The following is a 25,745-nucleotide window of genomic DNA, read 5'->3' as shown; positions in this document are numbered from 1 at the left end:
GGGGCTGCACAGCGATGCTAACGTAAAGCCAGCAGAAAGTTCAACCTGCAAGACTAGCGTACAGAATGGTGGATCTCTCCACCGCAGATCGGGAGTTCGAATGAGTCACCGCAGCCTCGAGCGAGTCGGACTGGAGACCTCGCTGAAGCCGTTCCCCTCCTGGAGCGAAGCCGATCTCGAGGCCACCGCCACCATCATGTTCGACCAGTGGCGCGATCTCGTCGGCGCCGCGCGATCGGCGGCCGTTCTGCTCTGGATCGCCGACGGCAGCGAGATCCTGGAGTGGGATCTCGACTTCGACCGCGAGGTCACCTGGGCGAACTCGGTGGGCTTCTCGAACACCGAGTACGACCCCTACTCGCACACGGTCACGCCCGACAACACCGCCCAGCCCTTCCGGGCGGATGTGCCGCCCCTCCGCTACCGAGACATCCGTCGTCTGGTGGCGGCGATCCGCCGGGTGGGCGAGCGGATGCTCGGGGTGCCCGTGACGGTGGGCGCCACGTTCGACCCGGGGCCGGAGTTCGCGACCTCGCGTTTCAAGTACGAGGAGCATCCGGAGATCGTGGCCGGCGACGACGAGCAGCGTCTCGGCAAGCTGATCCGGATGATCCGCGCCAACTCCGTCCTGCACGCCGACGAGCGATCGTTCGCCGGTTTTCCCGACGGCGTTCCGGAGGGCACGCCGTTCGGCGTGTTCCTCGGCAGGCAGGCCGCGTCGTACCTGGCCGAGATGGGCTTCGACTACCTCTGGCTCTCCAACGGCTTCGGCTTCAGCGCCTACTCGTGGACTCCGCTCGGCGAGACCTACAACGGAGACGAGTTCCTCTCGGAGCGAGTCGCATCCGTCTCGGCCACCCTGCTGGAGTTCTGGCGCACCTTCCTCGGCGAATGCCCCTTCCCCGTCGAAGTGCGGGGCACGAACTTCTCGACCGGCATCGACCTGGGCGGCGACGCCGTACCCACTCGCGAGATCTACGCAGCCGGGGTGTTCCGCAATCCGCCCCCGAACTCGCCCTGGGGACCGCTGAACGAGGACTTCGGCATCGAGATGTCGGGGTATCTCTCGCGCATCGCCGAGGTTCCGTCCGACGGATTCCTCTTCCGCTTCTACGTCAACGACCCGTGGTTCTGGCAGAACCCGTGGTGGGACTTCTACAACCGCGAGCCGTTCGACATCTACCTGCCGCTGAGCGTCTCGCGGCTCGACGACCGCGGGCGGGTGCGTACCGCGTCGGACGTGCAGTTCCTCTCGATCGACACCGAGCGCGGGGGGCTCGATCCGCGGGCGGGTCGGGAGGTGAGCGGGTATGTGCTGCGGGCTCTGGAGTCGGCGCCGGATGAGGCGGGGCCGGTCGTGTGGGTCTACCCGTTCGACGAGTACGCCGACGATGCGCTCGCCGACCCGGAGTCGGTGCGGCATCCGTACTTCGAGGACTGGTACCTGACGGCCGCGATCAACGCCGGTGCACCGGTGAACACGGTGGCGTCGACGCGGATGCTCTCGGCTGCGGTGGCGGCGGGCTCGCTCGACGGCCGCATCCTCGTCGTGCCGACGAGGGCGCTGCGCGGCACGGTGCTCGAGCTGCTGGAGACTCTGACCGCGCGCGGCGCGAGTGTGCTCGCCTACGGACCGGCCGATCGCGCCGATGACCGCGGGCGCCGCCTGCTCGGCCTGACCCTCGCCGACGGGATCGAGGGCGACCTGGAGCTCGAGACGGCTCTCGACGCCGACGCCGACGCGATCGCCGACGAGCCGGCGCGCCGCGTCCTGCGCCATTCGTCGACCTTGTCGGGCGGAGCCATCCGCGAGATCGCGGAACCGGATGCGACGGTACTGGCATCGGTACGCTCGGGCGCCGACGTGCGCGCCTACGCCACCCGGCAGGGCTCATCGGCGTGGGTGCGAGGCTCGTCGACTTTCGACCGCGCGCCGATGGATGACCACGGCTTCCGCCACTCCCGCCCTCTCGACCCGCGCGAGTTCGAAGAGGCGGGCGCCATACTCGGCCGCGTGCTCGGCGAGCTGGGTGTGTCGTGCCGCTTCATCCGCCGCGATGCGGCTTCGCGCGCCGCTGTGCAGTCGCTGCACCAGAACGGCAACGCCACCTGGCTGAACGGCTATCTGGCTGACACGACCACCCGCCCGCGCTACCGACTCCCTCTCGGCGCGCCGGTTCTGACCGGCCTCGAGGGCTGGTACGCCGACGGCCACACCGAGTACTCCTTCGGCAAAACCCTGCACGCGGAGGCCCGTGTCTTCATGCACCAGCAGGATGCGGCCACGGTCACCTGCCGCGAACTCTCGCCCTACCCGTACTCGATGAGCCGAACCCTGAAGGCGACCGGCTTCACGGATGCGCGAGTCACCATAACCGTCCCCCGAGACGCGACCCGCGTCATCCTCGTGCGAGACGACCAGGCCGCCCTCAACCTGATCGGCGACGTGGTCGCCTCCCGCGACGTCACCGCCGACGTCGTCGACGGCCGCCTCGCCCTCGAGCACGTGACCGGCTCGATCATCGTGAGCTGGTCCGAGAATCGATAGACGGCTCGACTGGCGCGGACCTGACCCCAAAAAAAGGGCCCTCGACCGGCTCGGGCACTCAGTGAATGCCAAGCCCTCGAGGGGAACTGTTGATCGCCGCTATCGCGCTTCGTGATTCGAGGAGACAGAGATCGTCCGCCCACCCTCATAGCCGGCCGAGCCGCTCTGCAGCACGCAGATAAGCGTCAAGCCCCTGCCTGCGCCCGACGGCAACGGCCTCGATCGCGACGGCTTGGACCTCGTTTGGCGTGAACCGATAGACGAGCCGGAACCGCGGCTTGTCGGATCCGTCCGGATCGAAGTAGAGCTTGAAGCAGTCCCCGAGATCACCCGTTGACGCGCGATCGTCCAACGCAATGCCGCGGACATCCCCATTACGAACGTGCAGAAGCATGTTCACCGCCATCTGACGAGTGGCCACATTGGGCAGAGCATCAATGTCGTCCTGAAAGCCCGGCAGGGCCGTCAGGCCGAGCACGCGAGCCACTACTCGAAATCAGCGGGGTTCAAGCCGACCTGCTCAGCAATACCCGAGAGCGGAACCGCCGGCCCTGCAGCAGCCCGCTCGCGCACAGTGGCAGCGATCTCGAGGTCCTCGATCGCCGGGAGCAGTTGGGCGTACAGCTCGAACGGAATCACAACGGCCTCTGGCTTTCGGTGAGAACCGAAAATCACCGGGGTCGCAGAAGCGTGCTCAGCACGAAACCGCTTGAGAACCGCGGGCAGCTTCTCACGGAGCTCACCACTCGGCATCACAACGGGCATCACATCTGAAATGGACATGCCGCAAGCGTATATGAACTACTCGTAATTCTGTACATATTTACCCACATAAAGGCTGCCGATCTCGACGCTACCGCATCTGATCTGTCGTCGAACTTTACGAAGAAGACATCGCTGGCCGTCATGGGCGGTTTCGATCCCGCCACCCTCAAGCCCGGGTCTACGTTGAGCTCAAAGGTTCAGCGCGCTATTGACCTTGCGATCTCGGGCCAACGGATTGAGATCGTGACTGAGCCGACGTTCTTGGAGCTGATCGACCTGTAGGTTTGCTCACCAATCACGGGCCTCGTCCGACCCGACCCGGCCATATTGAGGCGGAACTTCGTCGTGATTGCGCTCTGCCGACATTCCGTCGGATATCTGTTGATGGCTTCGCGTCAGTGCGCCAAGGATGTAGCGACCGTCGGTGATCGGGTTGGTTGTAGGTGACATCGTGACGGATAGCGGGACTATTGCACCAAGGACGCCCATGAGAAGCCCGGATGCGACCACGGCGGGGGCTGCCAAGTTGCCGTCCTCGGGCCCAGCGTAGACATACTTTATGCGGAGGTCCTGATGTCTCAAAGCGTCGTTTAGACCCTCAGAACTGGCGTGTAAATGTGCACTTGCAATTCGGTAGAACACGGAAAAGTCGGGAAGGACCAGCTTGCTGAGTGCGCTGAACGACGGGTTCCCGTTCGGGAGAATCGGTGCAGCCCAGCCCCACGGTCCGGCGAACTCTTTGCCTACTGGCTTGTTAGAGCCTGCCTCTTCGCGTGAAGGGCCTGACGCACTTCGTCGTCAAGTATTGATGCGACCTCAGGATTAGCAGCGCTCAGATCTCTCGCTACTGAGGGGGTGAAGACCTGATGGTGGCAGACGTATCGTGCGACCAATTCCGGATGTTCTCCGTCTGGCATTCCATGCAGCCCAAGGGTTGCAGCAACGACGAACAGTTCGTGGATGGTTCGTACGCGTGTCCACGCGCCTTGTGGGTAGCCGCCGCGCAGCAGCCATCCGACCTCGTCGAATGCCAGGAGGGCTCGCCCCCCGAGTCCGACCTGGAGATTAATGTACTCTGCAAACGCGTCATCCTCGGGCGTCTCGTCTAATGCGCCATGCACCGTCTCAGATGCCCAGTTGACTGCCTCCTCTGCTGTCGAATGCATGAGATCCGTCGCTTCAAAACCCGACCTGTACTTCTCGGACAGCATTGTCCTCAGCTCGGTTCGAGTGGTCGAATTGGAGCTCGACCAGTTCACTTCACTGCGGAAGTTGGTCCAGAAGTCCTCGAATGCTGAGTCAGCGACTGGCGGCTGCGCCCCGATCTCGAACTCGAAGTCTGCGGTCACTGTGGACTGTCAATCGATGACGACGACGGCATCGAGAGATGCGAACTTGTCGCCGGAAATCTCGTCTATGGACACCAGAGTGCCTGAGAGGTTCTGCCCCGCATCGCCGATGCATGCTTGGACTGGTCCAGGCTGATTTCGGGCAATAGGGAGCGTGATTGACAGGTCGTAGCTTCCGTGGAGCGGAGTGCCCTTGTTTGAGAACGGCCCAAACGAGATGCGCCCATCATTGAGGACGCCTTCGTCCTGAGCGAAAAAGCCGTCCTCGACGAAGAAGCTCGCATTCAACTCGGAACCGTCCGGAAGGTTCGAGGTAGCGTCGATCGTGACTCCGCCCGACGAATCGGATGAGAGCGCGTAGGCGATGGCCACATCAATGGGTGGGGGAGGGCAGACGGCCCCAGTTGCGTCCGACTGCGCCTCCGACGACGAACTTGGGGACGGTCTCGGTGAAATCGTGGGTTCTACAGCGGGACCGGCCGTCGGCGAACAGGCGGACAGAGTGAACGCCAGCAAGGCGGCGCACGCGGTTGCAAAAGCGATCTTCATCTGTTGATTATCGCGGCTCAATCGCCTCGACCGAACTACTCGCCGGTAGCGATGGAAGCACACCTCTTGCTGTGCCGACCCCGGATGCAATCTGGTCAGCTCGGAGTCGTTGATCACCGAGATCCCTCAGCGGGTTGCGCAGATGCCAGGGAATCGACAACCACGTTCCAATGAGCGTGTTTCCGGCGGTTCACCTCACCCGGCTACGTTCACGCTCGGCTGGGGGAGACATGCGCGAAGAGAACCGGGGGCGATAGCGCCATGGCGCCCGAAGCCGCCCAGTTCTTCTTCGCCTACCTACTGGTGGTCGTGGCGATCATCCCGGTGATGTGGGTGCGGCTGCGCCCCGGTATGTCGCTCGCCCGCCGTCAAGTCACGATCATGGCGGGCATCGCTCTTCGGATAGCCGGCTTCCTCGCGTCGTTCCTCGTGATCCTCCGGCTGGCGGGCCACCAGATCGAACCGATGCTCGCGAAGGCGGGCGACTGGCCCTTCGTCGCCTGGGGGCGCCAGACGCTCGCCACCGGAGGATTGCCGCTCGCCGCACTCATCGCCGCCGGGCTCGTGCTGGCCGCGGCGAAAGCTGTTCTGCTCTGGCGCCGCACGGTGCGCAGATCAGAGACCCTCGGTTTCGTGGTGTGGCACTATACGCGCTCGGCGACCACCCCGATCACCGAGTATTTCCGTCCCCCCGAGACGGCGATCACCGCGCATCTGCCCCGATCGGTAGCGGAACTGTTCACCCGGGGCGTGCTCGGTTCGATCGTGGTGGGCATCACCGAAGAGCTGATGTTCCGCGTCGGTATCCCGGCGTTGCTTCTGCAGACCGGCGCCAACCTGTGGGTGAGCGTGATCTTCTCGCTGGCCATGTTCGCCCTGCTGCACGGCTACCAGGGGTGGGGAGGTGTCGCGAGCTCCGGCCTGTCCGGCGTGGCCTACACGTACATCTACTTCGTGACCGGCGACATCGTTCTGCCGATAGTCCTGCACGCGCTCAACAATGCGTACGTGCTCGCTGTGCTGCCGGCGGTGAGCTGGCGATCGTCGCGCCGTGAGTTCGACCAGCGGATGCGGGCAGCTGCAGAGCGACCCGCCGTCAGCACACCGGCGATTCCCCCGCCACCCGGAAGCTGACCCGCCCCTCGCGCTCTCTCACCCGACGAACGGGTCGAACTTCTCCCTGATCCACAGCTCGTCGGCGCAGTCCTCGGAGCATGCCCGGTGGTAGTAGATCATCTCCCCGCGGGGCACTCGGATGCCGCAGTGCCGGCACCGCCGCAACCGGTTGCCGAAGCGCTCGTGCGCGCTCACCCCGCCACCGCCTCCACGTACTCGCGCAGGGTCGCGCAAACCACTGCATCGATGTCCTCGCCTCGTGCCGCGGTAATAAGACGAGCCGTGTCGCCCAAGGCTGCTAGCGCCAGCGCACTACCGCGACACCCCAGGCTGAGAGGCCGACGACGAGGCGTTGCCGCACGACGGCGGCCCGGCCATCCATGAGCTCCTCGATCTCGACGACCTCGCCGAGGTTGGGGATGTCGACGAAGTGTTCGCTGTGCGGGGCGCCGATGAGGAAGAGCACCGACCAGTCGCCGCTCGTTCCGCGGCGCCACTGCACAGCTGTTCCGTCGGTGCCGGGCACCCGCGCCGAGACCGCGACACCCGCGCGTTCGACGAGGTGCTCGGTGAACCGCAGCACCTCCGCCGACGACGCGCGACTGTGCGCCAGGCCGAGGAAGCTGCCGACCGACACAACGGCACCCGCGCCCATCGAACGCTCCAGTGCGACCGGGCGACCGGTGTCGCGCGCGAGCACCCGCGCATCCGTCTCGTCGTACTGCTCGAGCCAGCTCGCGGCCGGCAGCACGAACGGCACGCCGTCGAGCTCCAGCGAGAGGGTTGCGGATGCGGGCAACTCGCGTCGACCGAGCGACCGCAGGCCGAGGGCCGACGTGGTGCGCTCGCCGGGTGGGTGGTAGAACGCCTCCTCGTCGAACGCCGCGAGATCGGCCTCGGTGAGCAGGAGTCCACCCCGTTCCACCCAGGTTGCGACGGCCGCAAGCGCGGCCGGCGGAACGCTGAGCGGCCAGGGCAGCACCAGCAGCTTCAGGTCGTCCAGCCGATCGAGATGGTCGGGGTCGAGCACCTCGTAGGGCAACTGGAGTTCCTCGAACGCCCGCATCCAGCCGAGCATGCTCTCGCGCACTTGTCGACCATCATTGCCATCCTGCGCCCACTCGAGGTAATACGTATCGGGGAGGAACAGCACTCCCACCTGGGCCGCCTCCGGCCGGTACGCGTCGAGGAAGTCCTCGTTCGCAGCGATCAGCGAGGCCGTGCGCGCCATAGCTTCCGCGCGCGCCGGCGCGTGCCCGTCGTCGCCGGAGAACCCGAAGCCGCCCGACTCGCGGCCGAGCACCTCGTCGCGCCACTGCCAGACGATCGTGCCCTTCGCGCCGCGCCCCATCCCGTTCCACAGCCAGCGCTGCTGCTCGTCGGCCCGCACCGCGGGCAGCACGTGATGGCCGAGCCGGCCGCCGCCGCCCTGCAGCTCGGCGAGCCAGAACGGCCGCTCACCGGCGGCGCTTCGGGTGGCCTCGATGCGCAGCCCGAGGTCGAGCATCGACATGCCCTCGAGGTTCGGAAAGCTGGAGCATCCGTACCCGTCGAGTTCGGCGGCGAGCGCGAAGTCGTTGCCGCGCGACAGCGGCTGCTCGAACAGGCTGCCGGCCGAGTTCACCGACGGTTCGCCGCAATGCGCCGAGATCGGATGCGCCGGGTCGGCGGCACGGATCGTGTCGCGCCGGAAGCGCAGATGCGCGGCAGCGCGCTCGGTGAGGAACCGCTGGAACGCCACGAGGTCGGTGTACGGCAGCCCCGGTTTCCGGCCGGGTTGCACGTCCTCCCATGTCGCGAACCGCCCCCGCCACGCTCGCGCCACACCTTCGAGGTCGCCGTACCGCTCCCTCAGCCATGAGTGGAACGCCCGGATGCTGGCCGGACTGTAGTCCAGGTAGCCGTCGCCCTCCATCGCCCAGCGGTTCTCGTTCCAGCAGTCCCACGCCACGAGCGCCGGGTGACCGGCGAAGTGGCGCGCGGCCGCGTCGAGGAAGTCGCGCATGTGCCCCAGCACCCGCGGATCGTCGATCGAGCCACCCGGCGTCACCCCGGACTGCGCCTCGACCCGCGTGGTCGACGGCGTGACCCGGCCCAGATGGTCGACCATCGCGGCATCCGGATACCGCCGCAGCAGCCAGGCGGGTTGCATCTCGGCGATCGTGCTGATGACGACGGTCAGACCGTTCGCGTGCGCGAGATCCAGGAGGCGGTCGTAGTCGCCCCACTCGAATTCGCCCGGCGTGGTCTCGACCCAGCCCCAGATCAGCCAGAGCTGCACGGTGCCGAACCCGGCCCGGGCGATGTCGGCGATGTCCTGCTCCCACAGCGACGGGTCGGGCGACGGCGGGCGGTAGTACTGAACCCCGAGCAGCATGTCAGGCGAACTCCTGCCGGATCGACCCGAGTCCGTCGATCTCGGTGACGAGGGTGAGCCCGGGCGTGAGGAACTCCTCCGGGGTGCGCCCCTGGCCGACACCGGCGGGCGTTCCGGTGAAGACGAGATCGCCCGGCTGGAGCTCGACGATGGCCGAGAGCTGCTCGACGATCGCCGGAACGGTGAAGATCATGTCGCGGGTGCGGCCGTCCTGCAGCACGCGCTCCTGTCCGGAGGAGTCGATGCTGCGGCAGCTCACGCGCAGGTCGTCGCGGTCGTGCCCGGCCTCGATCTCGGCCACGCTCACCACCGCTGGCCCGGTCGGCGCGTACCCCTCAAAGGACTTGCCGAGGCTGAACTGCGCGGATGCGCCCCACCATTGCACGTCGCGGTCGCTGATGTCCTGCCCGATCGTGAGACCGGCGATGCGGTTCCAGGCCTCCCCGGCCGGGATGTCGCGCCCACCAGTCCCGATCACGACCACGAGTTCGGCCTCCCAGTCGACGCGCGCGCCCGACAGCTGCACCACTGCGTCGGGGCCGGTGAGGCTCGAGGCGAACTTCGTGAAGACCAGCGGATGCTGCGGCAGCTCGAGCCCGGACTCCGCCGCGTGCTCGGCGTAGTTGAGCCCGACGGCGAGGATCTGGCCGGGCCGCGGCACCGGCGGAGCGAGCGTGGCGCGGTCGACGTCGACCGAACGCGGGTGCCGGTCGACATCGATCCCTTCGCCCCACTCGCACAGCTCGCTCCACGAGGCGTAGACCGACTGCGGGTCGGCCGAGAACCGGCCGGCGCTCGCCGAGGCGATGTCGAGTACGCGGATGTCGCCGAGCAGCACCGCGCGACCGTCGAGGTTCGCGACCCGCATCAGATCGTCACCGACTCGAACCAGGTGCGTGCCAACAACTCGCGTCCGGCGTCGGTGGGATGCACGCCGTCCCAGAGGAGCCCGGCCGCATCGCGCTCGTAGCTCGCCCGGGTGAACGCGACGTCGGCCGCGACGAGCTGGGCATCGAACTCGCGCGCGAGCGTGCGCACCACTTCGATCTTGGGGTCGAGGTCTTCGCGCCAGGTCGTCTGCTCGGGGCGGATGGCGAGGAGGAACGGCTCGATCAGAACGAGGCGCGCCCCGGCATCCGCCGCCCGAGTCGCCAGGTCGCGGTACGAAGCCTCGAACGCCTCGGTCGAGGTCGCCTCGCCGCCGTCGTAGCGGCGCCAGGTGTCGTTGATGCCCACGTGGATCGACACCACGTCGGGATCGTGCGCGAGGCAGTCGCGGTCGAAGCGGGCCGCGAGGTCGACCGCCCGGTTGCCGCCGATGCCGGTGTTGACCACGCGCTCCTCGAAGCCGGCTTCGGCGCGACGACGTGCCACGCGCGCCACATAGCCGACTCCGAGGTCGTACGGATCGTCTATCCGTCGTCCGTCTTCGGTGATGCTGTCTCCGATGAAGACCAGATTCTGTGCCACTCGCATCCTCACTTCGCGTATTCGGTGGTCTTGGTGAAGGCCACGAGCACCTTGCCCGGGATGTCGTCGCCATTGGCCAGGTCGGTGAACGCCTCGTCGGCGCTCTCGGGTCCGATCACTCTGCTGATGAGCGACCAGGCCGTCAGCGGGTTGTCCGCCACCAGTGCCGCGGCGTCGGCGAAGTCGCGCGCGGAGTAGGTGAAGCTGCCCACAAGGGTGCGCTCGGCGGTGCTGATCTGGAAGGCGTCGAGGCGCACTTGCGGCTCGCCCATGCCGACGAGGCACACCGTGCCGCCGAGCACCGTGCAGGCGAGGGCGTCGGCGAGCGAGTGCGTGCTGCCCACGGCGTCGATCACGACGTCGACGGGGCCGCCGTGACGGCCCAGAGCGCCGAGGAGGTCGCCGGCCGACGGATCGATCACGGGAACGCCCATTCCCTCGAGCAGGCTCCGGCGGCCGGGGCTGATCTCGCTGACGTAGATCTCCGGAACGCCGAGCGCTTGGAGCACCAGCACCACCGACTGCCCGATCGGGCCGCCGCCGATGACCAGCACGCGCTCCTGAACGGTCACTCCGGCTCGGCGGGCGGCGTGCAGCGCGACGGCGGTCGGCTCCACCAGGGCGCCGTGCTCCACCGGCATGCCGTCGGCGAGGCGGAGCACATTGACCGCGGGCACCACGACGTAGTCGGCGAAGGAGGCGTAGCGCGCCGGGTCGACGCCGATCACCGACTTGCGGGGCGAGTGCTGCTCGCGGTCGACGAACTCCACTCGGTCTTCGAGGGGCAGCACGACGGGATTGAAGGTCACCGCATCCCCGATCGCGAGCCCGAACGGCGCATCCCCCGGTCCGAACCCCTCGATCGTTCCTGAGCTCTCGTGGCCCATCACCTGGCCGACCGCCCGGCGTCCGTTGTGGCCGGTGTAGCCGTGGATGTCCGAACCGCAGATACCCGTGAACGCCACCCGGATCAGAACCTCGCCGATGGCGACCTCCGGTATGGGGCGATCGGCCAGGGCCATGCGCCCGAATTCCTCCAGGACCAGTGTTCGCACGGTCGATTTCCTCTCGTCTCGCATCGTCGCATCGGAGTCGCCCGACGTCCGTCGAAGCGATCCCACCTTATCAATAAGTTCATCAGAGTGATAACAAGTTCGAAATACAGAACTTTTCTCTCGCTTCTTCGTCGATTTCCCGGCTATAGTTCGAAATCATGATTGACGGCTCACAGTCGAGAACCGCAGGCGTGAAGATCGCCCGCACCGAGATCTTTCCCATCAATGTGCCCGCCACCCCCGAGCAGGTCGCGGCCGGGTACTACCACCGCTATTGCGTGGTGCGCATGACCACGACCGAGGGAGTGCGTGGCCATAGCTTCGCGGGGCCCATCGACCGCACGGTCTGGCCGGCCGTCATCGCCGCCACCGAAGGGGCATCGGTCACCGACATCGACGGGATGCTGCGCCGCGGCCTGAATCGCGGAGCCGGCGCCGAGCACGCGGCCTGGGACGCCCTGGGCAAGACCCTCGGCGAACCCGTGCACGCTCTGCTGGGCGGCGCGCGGATGCAGGAGCTGAAGGCCTATGTCACCCTCGTCTGGCCGGGCGACCCCTCGCAGTCGCATGTCAGCCACGCCCAGACCGTCGACGCCGTGCTCGCCTATCAGGCGGCAGGGTTCGAAGGCGTGAAGATCCGCTGCTGGCGGGAACCGGGCGAGAACGCGCGACTGTGCGAAGTGATCCTGGCCGCGACCGGCCCGGACTTCACTCTGATGGTCGATCGCACCGCCCACGTCTCCGGCGCAACCTGGACCTACGAGCAGGCGCTCGCAGAGGCGCGCGAACTGCAGGACGTCGGGGTGCGCTGGCTCGAAGAGCCGCTTGACCGCTACGACCTGAGCGGCCAGTCCCGGCTCGCCGACGAGATCGAGATGCAGATCGTGGGTGGGGAGGGATACGCGACGCCGGCGGAATTCGCCGCGGCGCTCGTGGCCCGCAGTTTCGACGTCATCCAGCCGGACGCGTCGATCGCCAACGGCATCCTGCCCACCGTGCGGGTGGCGACGATGGCCGAGGCGCTCGGCGTGCCGGTGTGCCTGCACGGCACGGGCGGACTGCGGCTGCCGGGGTGGCTCCAGGCCGCCGCGCTCATCGGGCCGGAGTGGCAGGAGCTCGCGATCATCCCTCCGACGCTGCATCCGGATGAGGCGTGGAGCCTGAACGAGAGCGTGCTCCGCAGTGCGCCCTGGAGCATCGACCGCGGGCGGATCAGCGTGCCGACGGCGCCGGGGCTCGGCCTCGACGTCGACGACGACGCGCTCGACCGCTACCGGATCGGCTGATCGCGGATGTCCGTGCGCCTCACGGGCCTCACCGTCGAACACGCCGAGGAGCCGCTCGGCATCGACGTGCGGCCGCGGTTCGGCTGGGTGGTCGACGGTGGCGCGGCCGGCACCCGTGTGCGCAGCTGGCGGATCGAGCTGTTCGCGCCGGATGGCCGGCGCCTCTGGAGTCGCGACGACCCGAGCGGCGGCCCGGGCGTCGACGTCGAGTACGAAGGGCCCGAGCTCCGCTCCCTGACCCGTTATCGCTGGGAGATCGTCGTGACGACCGAGCACGGCGCTGCGCGGGCGTCCTCCTCGTTCGTCACGGGCATCCTCGACGACGACTGGCGTGGAGCACAGTGGATCTCCCACCCCGACCCGGGTGGCGCCGCACCGCTGCTGCGTCAGGAGTTCACGGTGCCGCAGCTCGCCGCGCCGAGCTACCTCGTGGTCGGCGCCGGCGGCTACGCGCGCCCCGAGATCAACGGCGTGCCCGTACCCGGGTTCGACCTCGCCCCCGGCTTCACCGACTACGACGTCACGGCCCAGTACGTCGTGGTGGAGATCACCGGCCTCCTGGTGCCCGGCCGCAACGCCATCGGCGTCGAGCTCGGCCGCGGCTTCTACGGCATGGCCTCGCCCTCGACCTGGAACTGGGAGACCGCGCCGTGGCACGACGAGCCCTGCGTGCGCATCCTGATCGTGACGGGCGACGAGGTGGTGGTGCTCTCCGACGAGGGCTGGCGGGCCGTCGACGGCCCCACCCGCTACGACGATCTCCACGGCGGCGAGGACTTCGACGCGCGGTACGACCGGCCCGGGTGCTCCGCTGCGGGCTACGACGACGCGGGATGGACGCCGGTCACGCTCGCTCGAGGACCCCGGGGCCGGAGCGTCAACCAGCGCCAGCAGCCGATCGCGGTGGCGCAGACCTTCGCGCCCGATCGGGTCGAGCAGAGCGCGCCGGGCCGGTGGCTGTTCACCTTTCCCCGGGTGATCGCGGGACGCATCCGTCTCCAGCTCGACGGCGCAGCGGGCGAGGTGGTCACCGTCCGCACGGCCGAGAGGCTCCGGGCAGACGGCCGGCCCGACAACGACGATCCGCACGGCTACTACGCGGGGCGGTTCCAGGAGAGCCGGATCACCCTCTCCGGAGAGCCGCTCCTGTGGACGCAACGCTTCGGCTATCAGGGCTTCCGCTACGTGGAGGTCGAGGCGACGCGCGAGCCCGTCGTCGAGGCCGAGCTGCTGCACAGCGCGGTCGCCCGCACCGGCCGCTTCCGCTGCTCGAACGCTCTGCTGAACCGCCTGCACGACCTCACCGTCGACACGGTGCTGAACAACCTGCACGGGCTGCCCACCGACACCCCCAAGTACGAGAAGAACGGCTGGACGGGCGACGGGATGCTGGGTGCCGAGCTCATGCTGCTGAATCTCGACAGCCACGAGCTCCTCGCGAAATGGGCGCACGACATCGCCGCATCGCGGCACGGCGTGGGGGCGCCCGGGGTGATCGCGCCGCACGGCGGCTGGTCGATGGACTGGACGCCGGCGCCGACCTGGCACGCAGCCCTCCTGTTCGTGCCGTGGGAGATCTATCGGCAGCGCGGCGACGTGCGCGTGCTCGCCGACACCTGGCCCGACGCGAGCGCCTACCTCGAGTTCGAGCTCTCGCGGTGGCCCGACGGCATCGCCGACACGACCCTCGGCGACTGGGTGAGCCCGGATGCCGATCCCGGCGGCGGCAACGCGCCCGAAGACACGCGCATCGCGGCCACGGCGTACCTGATCGCGGGTCTCGACATCGCCGCGAAGACAGCCCGGGTGCTGGGCCGCGACCAGGAGCCGTGGCTCGAGCACGCCGCGCGCCTTCGACGTCGTTTCGTCGACGAGTTCTTCGCCGCCGATCGCGCCCAGATCGTGGGAACCGGCGATCGGGGAGACCGCCAGACCCATCAGGTGCTCGCGCTCGCCTTCGACCTGCTGCCGGAGCGGCACCGCCGGCCGGTGGCCGACACGCTGGCCCGGATGATCACGGAGAACGGCGACCATCTGAACACCGGCGCCCTCGGCACCAAGTATCTGCTGCCGCAGCTCACCCGCTACGGTCACGCCGAGACGGCGCTCGCCGTGGCTCTGCAGACCGACTATCCGAGTTGGGGCCTCTGGGTCGAGGCGGGCGCGACCTCGTTGTGGGAGCATTGGAGCCCGTCCGCCCGATCGCACGGCCACTACTTCCTCGGCACCATCGACGATTGGCTGTTTCGATCGGTCGCCGGCATCTCCCCGGCGGCTGGCGGCTGGCGCGAGATCCGGATCGAGCCGGCGGTGTTCGGCCTGAGCTCGGCGGAGGCCGAGGTGCTCACCCCGCTCGGACGAGCCGGAGTCAGCTGGCGCACCGAGGCGTCCGGCGTCGTCATCGACGTCGAGATCCCCGTCGGAGCCGTGGCGACCGTGCGTCTCGGCGAACGCGAATGGAAGGTCGGGGCCGGCCGGCGCCGGCGGCATGCATCGGTGCCGGCTGCTCAGTCACGGACGGCATCCTCGCTGTAGAGGCTCTCGATCACCTCGACCGCGCGAGCGGCGCGCTCCGCGCCTGCGGTCAGTTCCATCAACGGAGCGTCGGAGTGGCCGGCGCGCACCTGGGCCACCGCGTCGATCAGCGTGCTGACCGGGGCGCCGTTCGGATAGGCCGACTCGCCGTCGCCCGGTTCGACGTGGCCGCCCGCGCCATCCGCCGTCGCCCAGTCGAGCGTCGCCCGGGCGAGGTCGTGTCGCGCCGACCCGGCGGTGCCGAGATAGGTGACGGACTGCTGCGCGGCGAGGCCGGGCAGGGCTCCCCCCGAGGAGAAGACGGTCGCGACCGCCGTGCCGGAGAGCCGCAGCGAGATCGCATTGGCCGTGTCCATGCCGGGGGAGACGAACACGCTCTCGCCGGCGATCCGCTCCGGCCGTGCCCCGGTGGCGTCCATGATGGCCGAGACCACGTGGGAGGTCTGGGACTGGCCGTGACCACCGCCGGCGATCGCGACATCCGCGTAGGTGCCGGGCAGCGGCGCGACGGCGTGCGGACGGTTCACGCGCCGGAGGTACTCGTCGACGTCGCCGGAATAGAGGGGGGCCGTGTACGACTCGAACACGGCGTGCACGCCGACGAGGTCGCCCAGCCTGCCCTCCGTCAGCAGCGCGCGAATCTCCCGTGCCGCCGCCGTGTACTGGTAGGGCAGGCTCACCGAGAGGCCGAGCCGGCGCGCCCGCGCCAGGCGTACCAGCCCGTGGGCCTCGGCGGCGTGCAGGGTGAAGGGCTTCTCCACGAGCACGCTGACCTCGCTCAGGAGGCCGGCCCGTGCGGCCCCGGCGTGGAAAGCGGCGGGCGACGCGACCACGAGCACGTCGAGGTCGCTCACCGCCAGCATCTCCTCGACCGTCGAGAAGCTCCGCGCCCCCGGAGCCCCCGCCGTCATCGCGGCGAGGCGCGCCGGGTCGGGGTCGCTCGCCGCGACGAGCGCCGCATCCGGATGCGCTTCGATGGCAGGCACGTGGGCGTGCGCGGCCCACCAGCCGCAGCCGACCAGACCAACTCGAATCATGATGCCTCCTCATGCGGATCTGGCCCGCGATGCGCGATCGCGGGCCAGATCCTGTGGGTTCGGGTGCTACTGCTGCGCCCAGTCGTCGGTCCACTTGCCGTCGGCGGCGACTTCCTTCGCGCTGGTCGTCCATTGCGACAGGGTCTCGGTGAGCTGGTCGTCGAGCGACTTGTTGCCCGTCAGGTAGCCCGTGTAGATCGCCTGCCCGAGAACCGCCTTGGGGAGCAGCGCCGGTTGCGGAACGGTTGGGTTGAGGGCCCAGTCGCCCGTGGTCAGGCCCTCGAGTCCGGGGGCCGGCTTGGCGTCGGCCAGAGCCGGGATGCCGCCGGTCTGGTCGAGCCACGGCTGGATGCCCACCGGGCTGGACGCGAACTGCAGGAACTTCACGGCCGCGTCGAGCTTGTCGCCCTTGGTGGTGGCCGGGATCATGTAGCTCGTCCCGCCCGTGTTCGCACCGGAGCGGGCCGCTTCGCCGGTGGAGAGCGGGCTGTCCTGCTTGGTGATCGTCGGGAAGGGGAGGGTTCCGTACTTCCAGTCGACCTCGTTGAGGCTGTTCGCCGAGAAGTTGGCTCCGAAGGACATCGCGGCCTTTCCGGCCAGGAACTCCTGCGCCCCGGTGAAGGCGGCCCCCGTGCTGGCCACGCCGGACCAGTTGGGCGTGGCGCACGCGTCGACGACCTGCTTCGCGAGAGTGAACGCCTCACCGATCTCGGGGGTGTTCTGCGGGGTGAACTCCCCGGTGAGCACGCCCTTCGCGAAGTCCTTCACCGAGATCTGCTTCGAGGTGCCGGGCTTGCCGTCGGGCCCGTAGTAGTTCAGCTCGTCGAAGTACTTGGTGAGCAGCATCGAGGTGATGGGCTTCACCACGCTCGCCTGAGCGAGGTAGCTGTTGTCGAAGGCCAGCGGCGTGTAGCCCGCCGCGCTGATCGCCTTGCAATCCTTGATGAGATCGCCGTACGTGGCCGGCGGCTCGTGGATGCCGGCGGCGGTGAACACGTCCTTGTTGTAGTAGATGCCGCTGAGGTAGAGGTTGAACGGCACGAACTCGTAGTGCTGCGCCGCATTGCGGCCCGCGTTCGCGGCGCCGCCGATGTAGTCGGGATTGAAAGCGGTGATCCACTTCTCGTTGCCCTCGATGTACGGGTTCGGCTTGTCGAAGTAGTCGTCGAGCGTCACGACCTGATCGGGCTTGTGCGAGGCCTGGTTGAAGATCAGCTCGGGGGCCGTACCGGCGGCGAGCTGCGTCGAGAGCGTCTGGTAGAACTCGGTGAGCGGCAGCACCACCGTCTTGACCTCGATGTTCGGCTCGGCCGCCTCGAAGCGGGCGACGAGGTCCTCCCAGGCCGGTCCGAAGCTCTGCGCGTCGGTGTTCCACTGGTTGGGGCCGGCGATCGTGATGACGGTCTTGTCCGAACTCGCACTGGGAGCGCATCCGGCGAGTGCGAGGGCGGTGGTCGCGACCACCCCGAGCGCGATGATCGGTTTGAGCTTGCTATACATCCTTGTATTGCCCTTCTGTGTGATTGGTGACGAAACGGCCGGAGGTGCGGTCAGTGCGAGCCCGGGAGCCCGCCCTGGATTCCGGCCAGGAAGTACTTGGAGAGAAAGAGGAACAGCAGCAGCAGCGGCAGGCTCGCGATCATGTAGCCCGCGAACATCGCGCCGTAGTCGGTGCCCGCCTGCCCGCGGAAGAAGAGCAGCCCGACGCTCACCGGCTTCAGGGCGTTGTCGGTCACCGTGAGCAGCGGCCAGAAGAAGTCGTTCCAGACGCCGATCACGGTGAGCAGCGACACGGTGCCGACGACCGGCAGCGACAGCGGCAGCATGATCGAGCGGAACAGGCGGCCCGCGCCGGCGCCGTCGACCCGTGCGGCGTCGAACAGCTCCTGCGGGATGCCCTCGATGAACGTCTTCATCAGGATGGTGCCGAGCACCGCGCCGCCGGCGATCCTCGGGACGATGAGCACCCAGAGCGTGTTCAGCAGGCCGAGGTCGCGCATCATCACGAACAACGGGATGAGGCTCGCAATGCTCGGCACCATCAGCAGCGCGATCACCAGCGTGAAGAAGAACCGGCGGCCGGGGAACTGGAATCGGGCGAAGACGTATCCCGAGAGCAGGCTGAGGGCGACGATCCCGACGATCGAGATGGCGGCGACCACCACGGAGACCAGCATGAACGGGGCGATCTGGTTCCAGGCCGTGGCGTAGTTCTCGAAGTGCAGGGGGAAGGACGGGGCCCAGTAGCTCGTGGCGAACTGCTCGTTGGTCTTCACCGAGGTGGTGAGCACGAAGAGGTAGGGCAGCAGCCCCACGGCCACGATCGCGATGAGGGCGACGTGGATGGGCGCGCCACTGCGGCGGCGTTTCACCCTCGTGCGGGGCTGCCGGCTCGGGGCCTCGATGGTCGCTGCGGACATGAGGGTCACATCCCTTTCACATTGGTCGTGGAATCGCGGCGCTTGGCGACGGCCACGATCGTGCTGAACACGACGGTGAGCACGAAGAGAGTGGTCGACAGCGCCGCCGCATAGCCCCAGTTGCCCCCGTTGAAGGCCTCGCTCAGCATGTGGAGCACGGGCACCGTCGTCGCGTTGTCGGGCCCGCCGCTGGTGAGGATGTAGGCGACGAACCCGTATTGCAGGGTCTCGATGATCACCAGCACGAGCAGCAGCTGCACCTGCCGGCCCATCAGCGGCAGGTCGATGAGGAAGAGCCGCTGCATCCGGTTCACCCCGTCGAGCGAGCAGGCCTCGAAGATCTCCTTCGGGACGTTCTGCAGCGTCGAGTAGAACATCAGGAAGGGCAGGCCCGCGATGAACGGGAAGCCGATGAACAGCAGCGAGATCAGCGCGAGGTGCGGATCGCCGAGCCAGTTCTGGGCGAGCGCGTCGAGGCCGATCGACTTCAGGAAGGTGTTGATGACCCCGTCGTTGGGCTGGTAAAGGAACGACCAGATGAGCGCGGTGACCACGCCGGGGAAGGCCATCGGCACGATCAGGAGGGTGCGGTAGACGAACTGCGCGCGCTCGCTCCGCAGTGAGATGAGCAGCTCTGCCGCCGCCAGCGGGATCACCCAGGAGACGACGCCGAAGAGGAAGATGATGCCCAGGTTCTTGAACGACTCCCACCAGAGCTGATCGCTCATCATCGTCGCGTAGTTCTCGAGACCGGTGAAGGTCGACTCCCCGCCCGGGTTCCAGTTCCAGAAGGAGTGGAAGATGCCGCTTGCGGCGGGGTAGTAGCAGAACACGCCCAGCATGATGGCCAGCGGGGCGAGCCCGAGGTAGGCGCCCCAGCTGATCGATCGCCGGCGACGAGGGCGCCTCGGCGCAGTCGTGTCCGCGAGGATCGCCACCGTGTCCGGCACCACCCGGTCGGGTGTCTGTATTGCCATGTCCACTCCACAATGAGTCGGGTGCTGACCGCGGTGATCGGGAGTGTCGATCGCCGGCGTCAGCGCGCAAATGCTCGACCGTGGGCCCGTCAGGGGGCCGCATCGGGCCGAATGATCGAAAGTCTCGCACGCCAGAAGGTTCATGTCAAGGAATCTGCGTTCACACCCATGAACTATGGCTTCGTCGGGCGGCTAAAAGTTCATCTAGCTGTATTCTGATCCTATAGACGGGATGGCATCCGGCTGGAAAACGCGGCATATCGCCGCTTGCCGCGATGGAGAGGCAGATCATGGCCACTGACGACAAAGGCACGAGCGTCAAGTCCGCCGAGCGGGCTCTCGGCCTGATCGAATTCGTGAGCGAGCACGAGAGCGTGAGTTTCGGGGAGATCCTGACCGAGCTCTCCATCCCGCGATCGAGCGCCCATGGGCTTCTGCAGACCCTCACGGCCACGGGCTGGGTCGCGCACGACCCGCGCACCCGTCAGTACTCGCTCGGACTCCGCGCCTGGCAGATCGGCCAGAACTTCCGCGGCCACACCGACCTGCTCGGCATCGTGCGCCCGCTGATGGACAAGCTGGCCGCCGCCGTAGGCGAGACGGTTCAGCTCGCGCAGCTCGACGGCGTGAACAACGTCTACATCGCCATCAGCCAGGCCGCTCGCACGATGCGTCTCGCGTCGTCGGTGGGAACGCAGCTGCCGGCTCACGCGACAGGGATCGGCAAGACACTCCTCGGCCTGCTCCCGCCCGCGGAGGCAGAGCGACGACTGCGTGCCGCCGCCCCGCTCGCCCACCTCACCGAGCACACGGTCTCCGACGTCGACGAGCTCCTCGTTCTTCTCGACCGCGTTCGCCGCGAGGGTTTCGCGGTCGACGACGAGGAGTACATCAGCGGATGTCGCTGCGTCGCCGTGCCGCTGCCGTTCCTGTCCGACGCGCACCGCCAGATGGCGCTCTCGGTCACCATGCCGACCTCGCGCACGACCGAGCAGTGGCCGGCCGACATCCTCGCGCAGCTGCGTGCCACCGTCTCCGAGCTCGAGGCGACCATCCGCCCATAGCGACGGCTCCCGGGTGACCCTCTCCACGGAGGGGCGCTGCCGTCTGCCTGCGGACGCCGTTCGGCGATTTCGCGATCGACCCTTGCCTCCGACGGCTCGGCTCCAGTAGCGTCATGCTCAAAGTTCAATCTGACGTATTTAAGTTCAGAATACCGAACTAGAGGATAAGGGAGTCCTTGTGCGCGATGCAGTCGATCCAGATACCGAATCCGTCCTCGAGAGCGAGTGGTTGTTGCAACCCGAGCCCGGCAATGGCATCAGCCGCCGCTCGTTCCTGGCCATCGCCGCAGCGGCTGCGGCCGCCAGTGGCCTCGCGCTGGGGGACACACCGGCGCCGGTGGCGGCCCGCCCGCTCCCCGCGATCGTCGGAAGGGGCGTGTCGGCGTCGACCGGCACCGCGCGGTACCTGGTGGAAGAGGACTTCCACATGCCGAACGCCGTCACCGACCCGATTCTCGTCGTGCCGTCGGGGTGGGACGTGCGCCAGGCCGGCGGAAGCTTCACCTTCGCCTACGGACGCTGGGCGAAAGTGACGGACGGCGGGGGCCTGCCCATCGTGATGCAGCGCCGCTTCACGGCGCACACGGCGGGCGTGCTCACCGTCGACTTCCGGTTCGAGCCCATCACCCAGCTCAACGGCGTGACCTGGACGATCGGAACCACCGGGGCGAACGCCGTGGTGCTCACCGCGAACTCGGGGCAGCTGAGCCTGCAGACCCCCTCGGGCACCCAGAACCTGGCGAGCACGGCCATCGGAACCCCGATGGGGGTGCGGGTGGTGCTCGACCTCGCGGCGGCGCAGTTCACGGTCTACGTGAACGGCGCTCTGGCGGCCAGCGCGGTCGCGTTCGCTCAGGCCGCGACCGTGCTCGACCTCTTCACCATGCAGACGAGCGAGGCCTTCGTCGGCAACTTCTACATCGACACGGTGCGCATCCATCGCGGATTCCTCGTCAACGAGTCGTTCGTGACCGTGCCGTCGGGCCTTCCCGCCGACTGGTCGACGGCCGGCGCCGGTGCGGTCTTCTCGATCGCCGAGCTGCACGGGTCGAGCTACGCCGACCGCTACAGCCTCCTGGTGAACACGACCGCGGCCACCGAGACCGCGACCTTCCGGCGCGCCTTCGCTGCGCAGAACGACGACCTCACCCTCGAGTTCCGCTTTCTCGCCCCCTCGGGCGCCCAGAACGTCTCGGCCGTGCTCTCGGCCGGCACGACGGCCGGGGTCCAGATCGGCGCCTCCGGAGGCAGCATCACCTACGCGGATGCGAGCGGAACGCCGGTCGTCTGCTACGACTGCAAGCCGAACCTCTGGTACCACGTGCGCGTGACGACCGACACGACGAACAACCTGGCCACCGTGTGGGTGAACGGCAAGACGGCGGCATCCGGAGTCGCGATCCCGGCCGTCACGGCCATCGACACGCTGACCTTCGGCGTCGGGGCGGGCGCATCGGGAAAGGTGTACCTCGACGACATCCGGCTCTCGCTCACCCCGCCGCTGCCGAGCGACTACGTGCCGACCCCCGTCCCGCTGAACACCGGCGACTACCTCGTCGGCGTGCAGACCTTCGCCGGCTGGCGTGAGGGCCACCACCAGGGCTGGGATGCTCTGAGCCCCTACCCGAGCCGCAAACCGCTGCTCGGCTGGTACGACGAAGGCGACCCGGAGGTCACCGACTGGGGCATCAAGTGGATGGTGGAGAACGGCATCTCGTTCGAGCTGGCGTGCTGGTTCCGCCCGCTCGACGGGGTGGGGCAGCCGATCAAGGTGCCCGACCTCGGGCACCACATCCACCAGGGGCTCTTCACCTCGCAGTACAAGTCGCTGGTGAAGTTCGCCATCATGTACGAGAACATCAGCAGCGGCGCCACCAACAGCAGCGACTTCCGCACGGTGATGGTGCCCTACTGGATCGAGTACTACTTCCGCGACCCCGACTACCTCGTGATCGACAACAAGCCGGTCTTCTCGATCTACTCCATCCCGAAGCTGATCACGACCTTCGGCAGCGCTGCGGCGGCGGCTGCAGAGGTCGCGTATCTCCGCACGGCGGTGCAGGCGGCCGGGTTCGACGACCTGATCATCATCGCCCCGCAGGTCGACGCCAACGCGCCGACCGTCGGTGTCGACGCCCAGTACAAGTACAGCGTCGGCTCCGTCGCCGCGCTCACCGAGGGCTACCGACAGAACCTGCTCACCTGGCGCGGCAACGCCGTGGTCGACGTCGTGCCCACCATCTCGATGGGGCAGGACCAGCTGCCGTGGAACCTGACGCCGGGAGCCTGGGCGAGCGTGACCGACTTCGAGGCGAACGCGACCTGGGTGCGCGACACCTTCATGCCGGCGCTGCCGAGCACGAGCCTCGGCCGGTCGATGGTGCTCGTCGACAACTGGAACGAGTTCGGCGAGGGCCACTTCGTGATGCCGAGCGCGCTCGCCGGGTTCGGCTATGTGAACGCCGTCGCCGACGTCTTCGGGGCGAGCGCTCACGGAACGAACGTCACGCCCACGACCACGCAGGCGGCGCGGTTGGGCTTGCTGTACCCGGCCGCCCGCACCCAGCCGCTCAAAGAGCTGCCGCCCCCGGCGAAGCCCGAAGACTACTGGACGAGGTGGACCTTCAACACCGACGGTGACGTCGAGGGCTGGACCAACAGCGAGAAGAACCAGGTGACCAACATCCAGGTGCTGGGTGGAGTGATGACGGCCACCTCGATCGGCACCGACCCGGGTCTCGTGTCACCCGATCATCTCGGCATCGACGCCAAGCAGGCGCCCTGGGTCAGGGTGCGGATGAAGAGCGACACGCCCCCGGAGTATCTCTACTTCATCACCGATGCCGACACGGCGTGGACCCAGGACAAGGGCACGCAGGTGATCTTCGACGCCTACAACGACGAGTTCGGCATCGGCTACGCTGCAATGTGGGGCAACCCCAAGTGGGTCGGCACGATCCGGCAGATTCGGCTCGACATGATGTCGACGGCCGGGAACTTCACGATCGACGAGATCAGGGTGGTGAAGGTGCCGCTCCCTGCCCTGTCGCTGCTCGTCAGCGGCAAGTACTCGCGCACCGCGGTTCCGCTGATCGCCCCCAACGGCACACCGATGGTGCCGGCGGCCTACGTGGTGGAGGCGATCGGGGGTCGCCCGGAGTGGCGGCCCGACGTGCAGTGGTTCGTCGGCGTGCGCTCCGGCACCACGCTGATCGCCCAGGTCGGCAGTAGCTCGGCGTGGGTGGGAGCGACCTCCGTGCACCTGGATGCGCCCTGCCAGTGGGTGGGCGGCCGCTTCTACATCGCGGCCACCTACTTCCAGTCGCTCGGCTTCACCGTCACCTGGGATGCCACGGCGCAGCTGCTGACCATCACACCGTGATCAGCGCCCCGGGCTGTCGAGGGCGGGGGAGCAGCGCCGGCAGCCCGGCCCACGGGATTGCTGCCGGCGCCGCTGCAGATGCCGATTCGCTCTGGCAGACTGCTGCCAGGAGAGAGGATGGGCCGCCATGCCGTTTCGAACCAAGGAGACCCTCGAGCGCTGGGTCGGTGAATTCGGAGCGGCTGGTCACGACGTCGCCGGAACGATCAGCGTGCTCGATCACGACGACGACGCCGGTGGAACGGGCCTCGTCGTGGTGCATCTCGAGCACGTGCCCATCGACGTCTATCTCGAACCGCTCGCTCCCGGCGATCCGCACTGGACCGTCACCTTCACCCGCCGCGACGTGGATGTCACCATGGATGCCGCGCGATTGGCCGAACTCGTGGCCGAACTCACGATCGCCTCCGAGTTGTGCACCTTCCTGGAGGCGCGCTCGATGGAATACGTCGTGGCGGGCCGGGGCTGAATTCCCTGCGCTGTCCGCCGGCCGGGCGAGGTGCACCCGTCGGAGTGGCGGTCGGTCAGCGCCCTGGTGCTCGAGGTGGCGGTGTGATTCTCGACCGACTCAGGGTGTCGCTTCGAAGCCGGTGCGATCGTAGTTGGAGGCGGAGCCGCGGGCGGGGGCGCGGCGGTCGGCATCGTTGAGCACCACGCCGTTGAAGTTCACCTGCGACCCACTGAGGTTGACGGGAACGGTGGCGGGGTCGCCGTCGGTGTAGCTCAGCGAGAAGGTGACGACGTCGCCTTCGACGAGGTCGACCGTGGTCGTGTAGTACTTGTAGATGACCTGGCCGAAGGAACTGTCGTCGCGGGCGAACACGATGGCGTCTCCGGCGGGTTGGCCGTTCAGCTGGATGTCGTCGACCGAGATCGCAGTGCTGACCCGCTGATCGGTGAGGATCATGATCTCCGCGCCGGCGACGGCCGGGTTCGGGCCGGTCGAGGTCATCGTGACGCTCGTCGCGCGATGGCTGTATCCGCTGCCTCCGGCGAAGTCGACGCGCTCCCACACGGCGTCGGTGAGTACGCCCCACGGCGCCGCGGGGGCGATGTCGCTGTAGCCGGGGTAACTGTCCGTGTCGTTACCGGTGTCGAGATCGCCGGCCGGCGACCCGATCACCCAGGTCGTGTTCAGCACCGGCTGCACGCCGTCGTTCGGGTAGACCGCGATCGTCTCGAAGTCCATCGCCACCCGGAACCCGGTGAACGAATCGGTGCCCGCGGGGATGGCGTAGGGAATCACGCCGGTGATGGTCGAGAGGTTGCCCGACGTGGTGTTCGACGTGATCGTGAGGGCCTCGGGCGCCCCGCCACCACCGAACGATCCGCGCATGCCGGTGAAGCGGAAGACACGTGAATCGCAACTGACGGTGAGCGTCGCGCCCGCTGGAGAGGCGATCGTGCCGTGGTTGCTCACCACGGTTCCGAGCGGCACACTGGCCACCCACCGTCGGGTGAAGTCCGCGCTGAAGACCGTGAGACCGTCGCCGACCTGGTAGGAGTCGAAACTGAGGTCGAACCCGGCTTCGCTCGCGGCCGCGGCCGGAGCGGCGACCGACAGCATCACCACGGGAGTCGACCACGCCGCGGCCGTCAGCACCGTGCGACGGGACAGTCTTCCGGTGGTGTGCAGATCGTTGCTGTCGGTCGGGGTGCTCACGTCACTGCTGCGGACTGCGTCTTCGGCGGAATGGTGGGTCATCGATCGTCCTCGCTCTCGTGAGAGCCCGCACCCGCCGATACCCGATTCCAGGCGCCAGAAAGGAGGCGCAGATCCCCCGTTTTCAACAAATGTACCCCATACAGGGGGAA

Annotated in this window: 21 protein-coding genes; 7 read left to right on the top strand and 14 right to left on the bottom strand. The window is 67.8% G+C overall.

Annotated features, from left to right (window positions below):
- The first annotated feature begins 100 nt into the window (after positions 1–100).
- Complete coding sequence (locus BLW00_RS01435; RefSeq protein WP_092548142.1) at positions 101–2,548, top strand: hypothetical protein; 2,448 nt, start codon at positions 101–103, stop codon at positions 2,546–2,548.
- 145 nt (positions 2,549–2,693) lie between these two features.
- Here the strand turns inward: BLW00_RS01435 and BLW00_RS01430 are convergent, their stop codons facing one another.
- From BLW00_RS01430 to BLW00_RS01415, 4 genes are all read right to left on the bottom strand, one after another.
- A complete protein-coding gene (locus tag BLW00_RS01430) occupies positions 2,694–3,026 on the bottom strand; it encodes a hypothetical protein (RefSeq protein WP_245741179.1) in 333 nt (110 codons plus the stop codon).
- Positions 3,027–3,034: 8 nt separating this feature from the next.
- The gene (locus tag BLW00_RS01425) at positions 3,035–3,331 is read right to left on the bottom strand and encodes a type II toxin-antitoxin system Phd/YefM family antitoxin (RefSeq protein WP_092548140.1); all 297 of its coding nucleotides are present in this window, start codon (positions 3,329–3,331) and stop codon (positions 3,035–3,037) included.
- Positions 3,332–4,056: 725 nt separating this feature from the next.
- Positions 4,057–4,662, bottom strand: coding sequence for a DUF5677 domain-containing protein (locus BLW00_RS22770; RefSeq protein ID WP_139256573.1), 606 nt, complete (start codon positions 4,660–4,662; stop codon positions 4,057–4,059).
- 9 nt (positions 4,663–4,671) lie between these two features.
- On the bottom strand, positions 4,672–5,211 hold the full coding sequence (locus BLW00_RS01415) for a hypothetical protein (protein WP_139256572.1): 540 nt from the start codon (positions 5,209–5,211) through the stop codon (positions 4,672–4,674).
- 261 nt (positions 5,212–5,472) lie between these two features.
- Here BLW00_RS01415 and BLW00_RS01410 point away from each other — a divergent pair, with 261 nt between their 5' ends.
- Positions 5,473–6,345: a CPBP family intramembrane glutamic endopeptidase gene (locus BLW00_RS01410; protein WP_092548131.1), complete on the top strand. Its 873-nt coding sequence runs from the start codon at positions 5,473–5,475 to the stop codon at positions 6,343–6,345.
- A gap of 18 nt (positions 6,346–6,363) precedes the next feature.
- On the opposite strand, the gene BLW00_RS23245 is transcribed toward BLW00_RS01410, so the two are convergent.
- The 5 genes from BLW00_RS23245 to BLW00_RS01390 all read right to left on the bottom strand — a co-directional run bounded on the left by BLW00_RS23245 (position 6,364) and on the right by BLW00_RS01390 (position 11,229).
- Positions 6,364–6,522: a hypothetical protein gene (locus BLW00_RS23245; RefSeq protein WP_175494078.1), complete on the bottom strand. Its 159-nt coding sequence runs from the start codon at positions 6,520–6,522 to the stop codon at positions 6,364–6,366.
- A 103-nt stretch (positions 6,523–6,625) separates the two neighbouring features.
- Complete coding sequence (locus BLW00_RS01405; RefSeq protein WP_092548128.1) at positions 6,626–8,704, bottom strand: beta-galactosidase; 2,079 nt, start codon at positions 8,702–8,704, stop codon at positions 6,626–6,628.
- 1 nt (position 8,705) lies between these two features.
- Complete coding sequence (locus tag BLW00_RS01400; protein ID WP_092548125.1) at positions 8,706–9,572, bottom strand: fumarylacetoacetate hydrolase family protein; 867 nt, start codon at positions 9,570–9,572, stop codon at positions 8,706–8,708.
- Positions 9,572–10,174, bottom strand: coding sequence for a GDSL-type esterase/lipase family protein (locus BLW00_RS01395; RefSeq protein ID WP_245741178.1), 603 nt, complete (start codon positions 10,172–10,174; stop codon positions 9,572–9,574). The genes BLW00_RS01400 and BLW00_RS01395 overlap by 1 nt, the downstream gene beginning before the upstream one ends.
- An 8-nt stretch (positions 10,175–10,182) precedes the next feature.
- Positions 10,183–11,229: a zinc-dependent alcohol dehydrogenase gene (locus tag BLW00_RS01390; RefSeq protein ID WP_175494077.1), complete on the bottom strand. Its 1,047-nt coding sequence runs from the start codon at positions 11,227–11,229 to the stop codon at positions 10,183–10,185.
- 158 nt (positions 11,230–11,387) lie between these two features.
- On the opposite strand from BLW00_RS01390, the gene BLW00_RS01385 reads away from it, so the two are divergent.
- Together BLW00_RS01385 and BLW00_RS01380 are read left to right on the top strand one after the other, a co-directional pair.
- The gene (locus tag BLW00_RS01385) at positions 11,388–12,515 is read left to right on the top strand and encodes a mandelate racemase/muconate lactonizing enzyme family protein (RefSeq protein WP_092548115.1); all 1,128 of its coding nucleotides are present in this window, start codon (positions 11,388–11,390) and stop codon (positions 12,513–12,515) included.
- Positions 12,516–12,521: 6 nt separating this feature from the next.
- Complete coding sequence (locus tag BLW00_RS01380; protein WP_092548112.1) at positions 12,522–15,050, top strand: family 78 glycoside hydrolase catalytic domain; 2,529 nt, start codon at positions 12,522–12,524, stop codon at positions 15,048–15,050.
- Here BLW00_RS01380 and BLW00_RS01375 read toward each other — a convergent pair.
- From BLW00_RS01375 to BLW00_RS01360, 4 genes are all read right to left on the bottom strand, one after another.
- Positions 15,023–16,087 (bottom strand): Gfo/Idh/MocA family protein, encoded by a 1,065-nt coding sequence (locus tag BLW00_RS01375; protein WP_092548109.1) that lies wholly within the window; start codon positions 16,085–16,087, stop codon positions 15,023–15,025. The two genes, BLW00_RS01380 and BLW00_RS01375, sit on opposite strands and share 28 nt — an antisense overlap.
- A gap of 66 nt (positions 16,088–16,153) precedes the next feature.
- Positions 16,154–17,587, bottom strand: a complete 1,434-nt coding sequence (locus tag BLW00_RS01370; RefSeq protein ID WP_092548106.1) for an ABC transporter substrate-binding protein — start codon at positions 17,585–17,587, stop codon at positions 16,154–16,156.
- A 50-nt stretch (positions 17,588–17,637) separates the two neighbouring features.
- Positions 17,638–18,507: a carbohydrate ABC transporter permease gene (locus tag BLW00_RS01365; protein ID WP_092551780.1), complete on the bottom strand. Its 870-nt coding sequence runs from the start codon at positions 18,505–18,507 to the stop codon at positions 17,638–17,640.
- Between the two features lie 5 nt (positions 18,508–18,512).
- Complete coding sequence (locus tag BLW00_RS01360) at positions 18,513–19,484, bottom strand: carbohydrate ABC transporter permease (RefSeq protein ID WP_092548103.1); 972 nt, start codon at positions 19,482–19,484, stop codon at positions 18,513–18,515.
- Between the two features lie 290 nt (positions 19,485–19,774).
- Between BLW00_RS01360 and BLW00_RS01355 the strand changes: the two genes are divergently transcribed.
- The 3 genes from BLW00_RS01355 (at position 19,775) to BLW00_RS01345 (ending at position 24,399) form a co-directional block, all read left to right on the top strand.
- Complete coding sequence (locus tag BLW00_RS01355; RefSeq protein ID WP_175494076.1) at positions 19,775–20,548, top strand: IclR family transcriptional regulator; 774 nt, start codon at positions 19,775–19,777, stop codon at positions 20,546–20,548.
- Between the two features lie 178 nt (positions 20,549–20,726).
- The gene (locus BLW00_RS01350; RefSeq protein WP_092548097.1) at positions 20,727–23,930 is read left to right on the top strand and encodes a stalk domain-containing protein; all 3,204 of its coding nucleotides are present in this window, start codon (positions 20,727–20,729) and stop codon (positions 23,928–23,930) included.
- Positions 23,931–24,057: 127 nt separating this feature from the next.
- Positions 24,058–24,399 carry a hypothetical protein gene (locus BLW00_RS01345; RefSeq protein ID WP_092548094.1) on the top strand — a complete coding sequence of 114 codons (342 nt, stop codon included), beginning with the start codon at positions 24,058–24,060 and terminating at the stop codon, positions 24,397–24,399.
- Between the two features lie 99 nt (positions 24,400–24,498).
- On the opposite strand, the gene BLW00_RS01340 is transcribed toward BLW00_RS01345, so the two are convergent.
- On the bottom strand, positions 24,499–25,635 hold the full coding sequence (locus BLW00_RS01340) for a hypothetical protein (RefSeq protein ID WP_139256569.1): 1,137 nt from the start codon (positions 25,633–25,635) through the stop codon (positions 24,499–24,501).
- Positions 25,636–25,745 lie beyond the last annotated feature (110 nt).

Source organism: Herbiconiux ginsengi (genome assembly GCF_900107435.1).
In the GTDB taxonomy this organism is placed as follows: domain Bacteria; phylum Actinomycetota; class Actinomycetes; order Actinomycetales; family Microbacteriaceae; genus Herbiconiux; species Herbiconiux ginsengi.
The sequence above is the reverse complement of the archived record's forward strand: the minus strand, read 5'-3'. Positions and strand labels throughout refer to the sequence as shown.

Coding starts and splice junctions, on each gene's coding strand:
- BLW00_RS01405 (WP_092548128.1), bottom strand. CDS start 8,704: ATGCTGCTCGGGGTTCAGTACTACCGCCCGCCGTCGCCCGACCCGTCG.
- BLW00_RS01410 (WP_092548131.1), top strand. CDS start 5,473: ATGGCGCCCGAAGCCGCCCAGTTCTTCTTCGCCTACCTACTGGTGGTC.
- BLW00_RS01370 (WP_092548106.1), bottom strand. CDS start 17,587: ATGTATAGCAAGCTCAAACCGATCATCGCGCTCGGGGTGGTCGCGACC.
- BLW00_RS01365 (WP_092551780.1), bottom strand. CDS start 18,507: ATGTCCGCAGCGACCATCGAGGCCCCGAGCCGGCAGCCCCGCACGAGG.
- BLW00_RS01340 (WP_139256569.1), bottom strand. CDS start 25,635: ATGACCCACCATTCCGCCGAAGACGCAGTCCGCAGCAGTGACGTGAGC.
- BLW00_RS01435 (WP_092548142.1), top strand. CDS start 101: ATGAGTCACCGCAGCCTCGAGCGAGTCGGACTGGAGACCTCGCTGAAG.
- BLW00_RS01415 (WP_139256572.1), bottom strand. CDS start 5,211: ATGAAGATCGCTTTTGCAACCGCGTGCGCCGCCTTGCTGGCGTTCACT.
- BLW00_RS01425 (WP_092548140.1), bottom strand. CDS start 3,331: ATGTCCATTTCAGATGTGATGCCCGTTGTGATGCCGAGTGGTGAGCTC.
- BLW00_RS01355 (WP_175494076.1), top strand. CDS start 19,775: ATGGCCACTGACGACAAAGGCACGAGCGTCAAGTCCGCCGAGCGGGCT.
- BLW00_RS01360 (WP_092548103.1), bottom strand. CDS start 19,484: ATGGCAATACAGACACCCGACCGGGTGGTGCCGGACACGGTGGCGATC.
- BLW00_RS01345 (WP_092548094.1), top strand. CDS start 24,058: ATGCCGTTTCGAACCAAGGAGACCCTCGAGCGCTGGGTCGGTGAATTC.
- BLW00_RS01380 (WP_092548112.1), top strand. CDS start 12,522: ATGTCCGTGCGCCTCACGGGCCTCACCGTCGAACACGCCGAGGAGCCG.
- BLW00_RS01400 (WP_092548125.1), bottom strand. CDS start 9,572: ATGCGGGTCGCGAACCTCGACGGTCGCGCGGTGCTGCTCGGCGACATC.
- BLW00_RS01385 (WP_092548115.1), top strand. CDS start 11,388: ATGATTGACGGCTCACAGTCGAGAACCGCAGGCGTGAAGATCGCCCGC.
- BLW00_RS01375 (WP_092548109.1), bottom strand. CDS start 16,087: ATGATTCGAGTTGGTCTGGTCGGCTGCGGCTGGTGGGCCGCGCACGCC.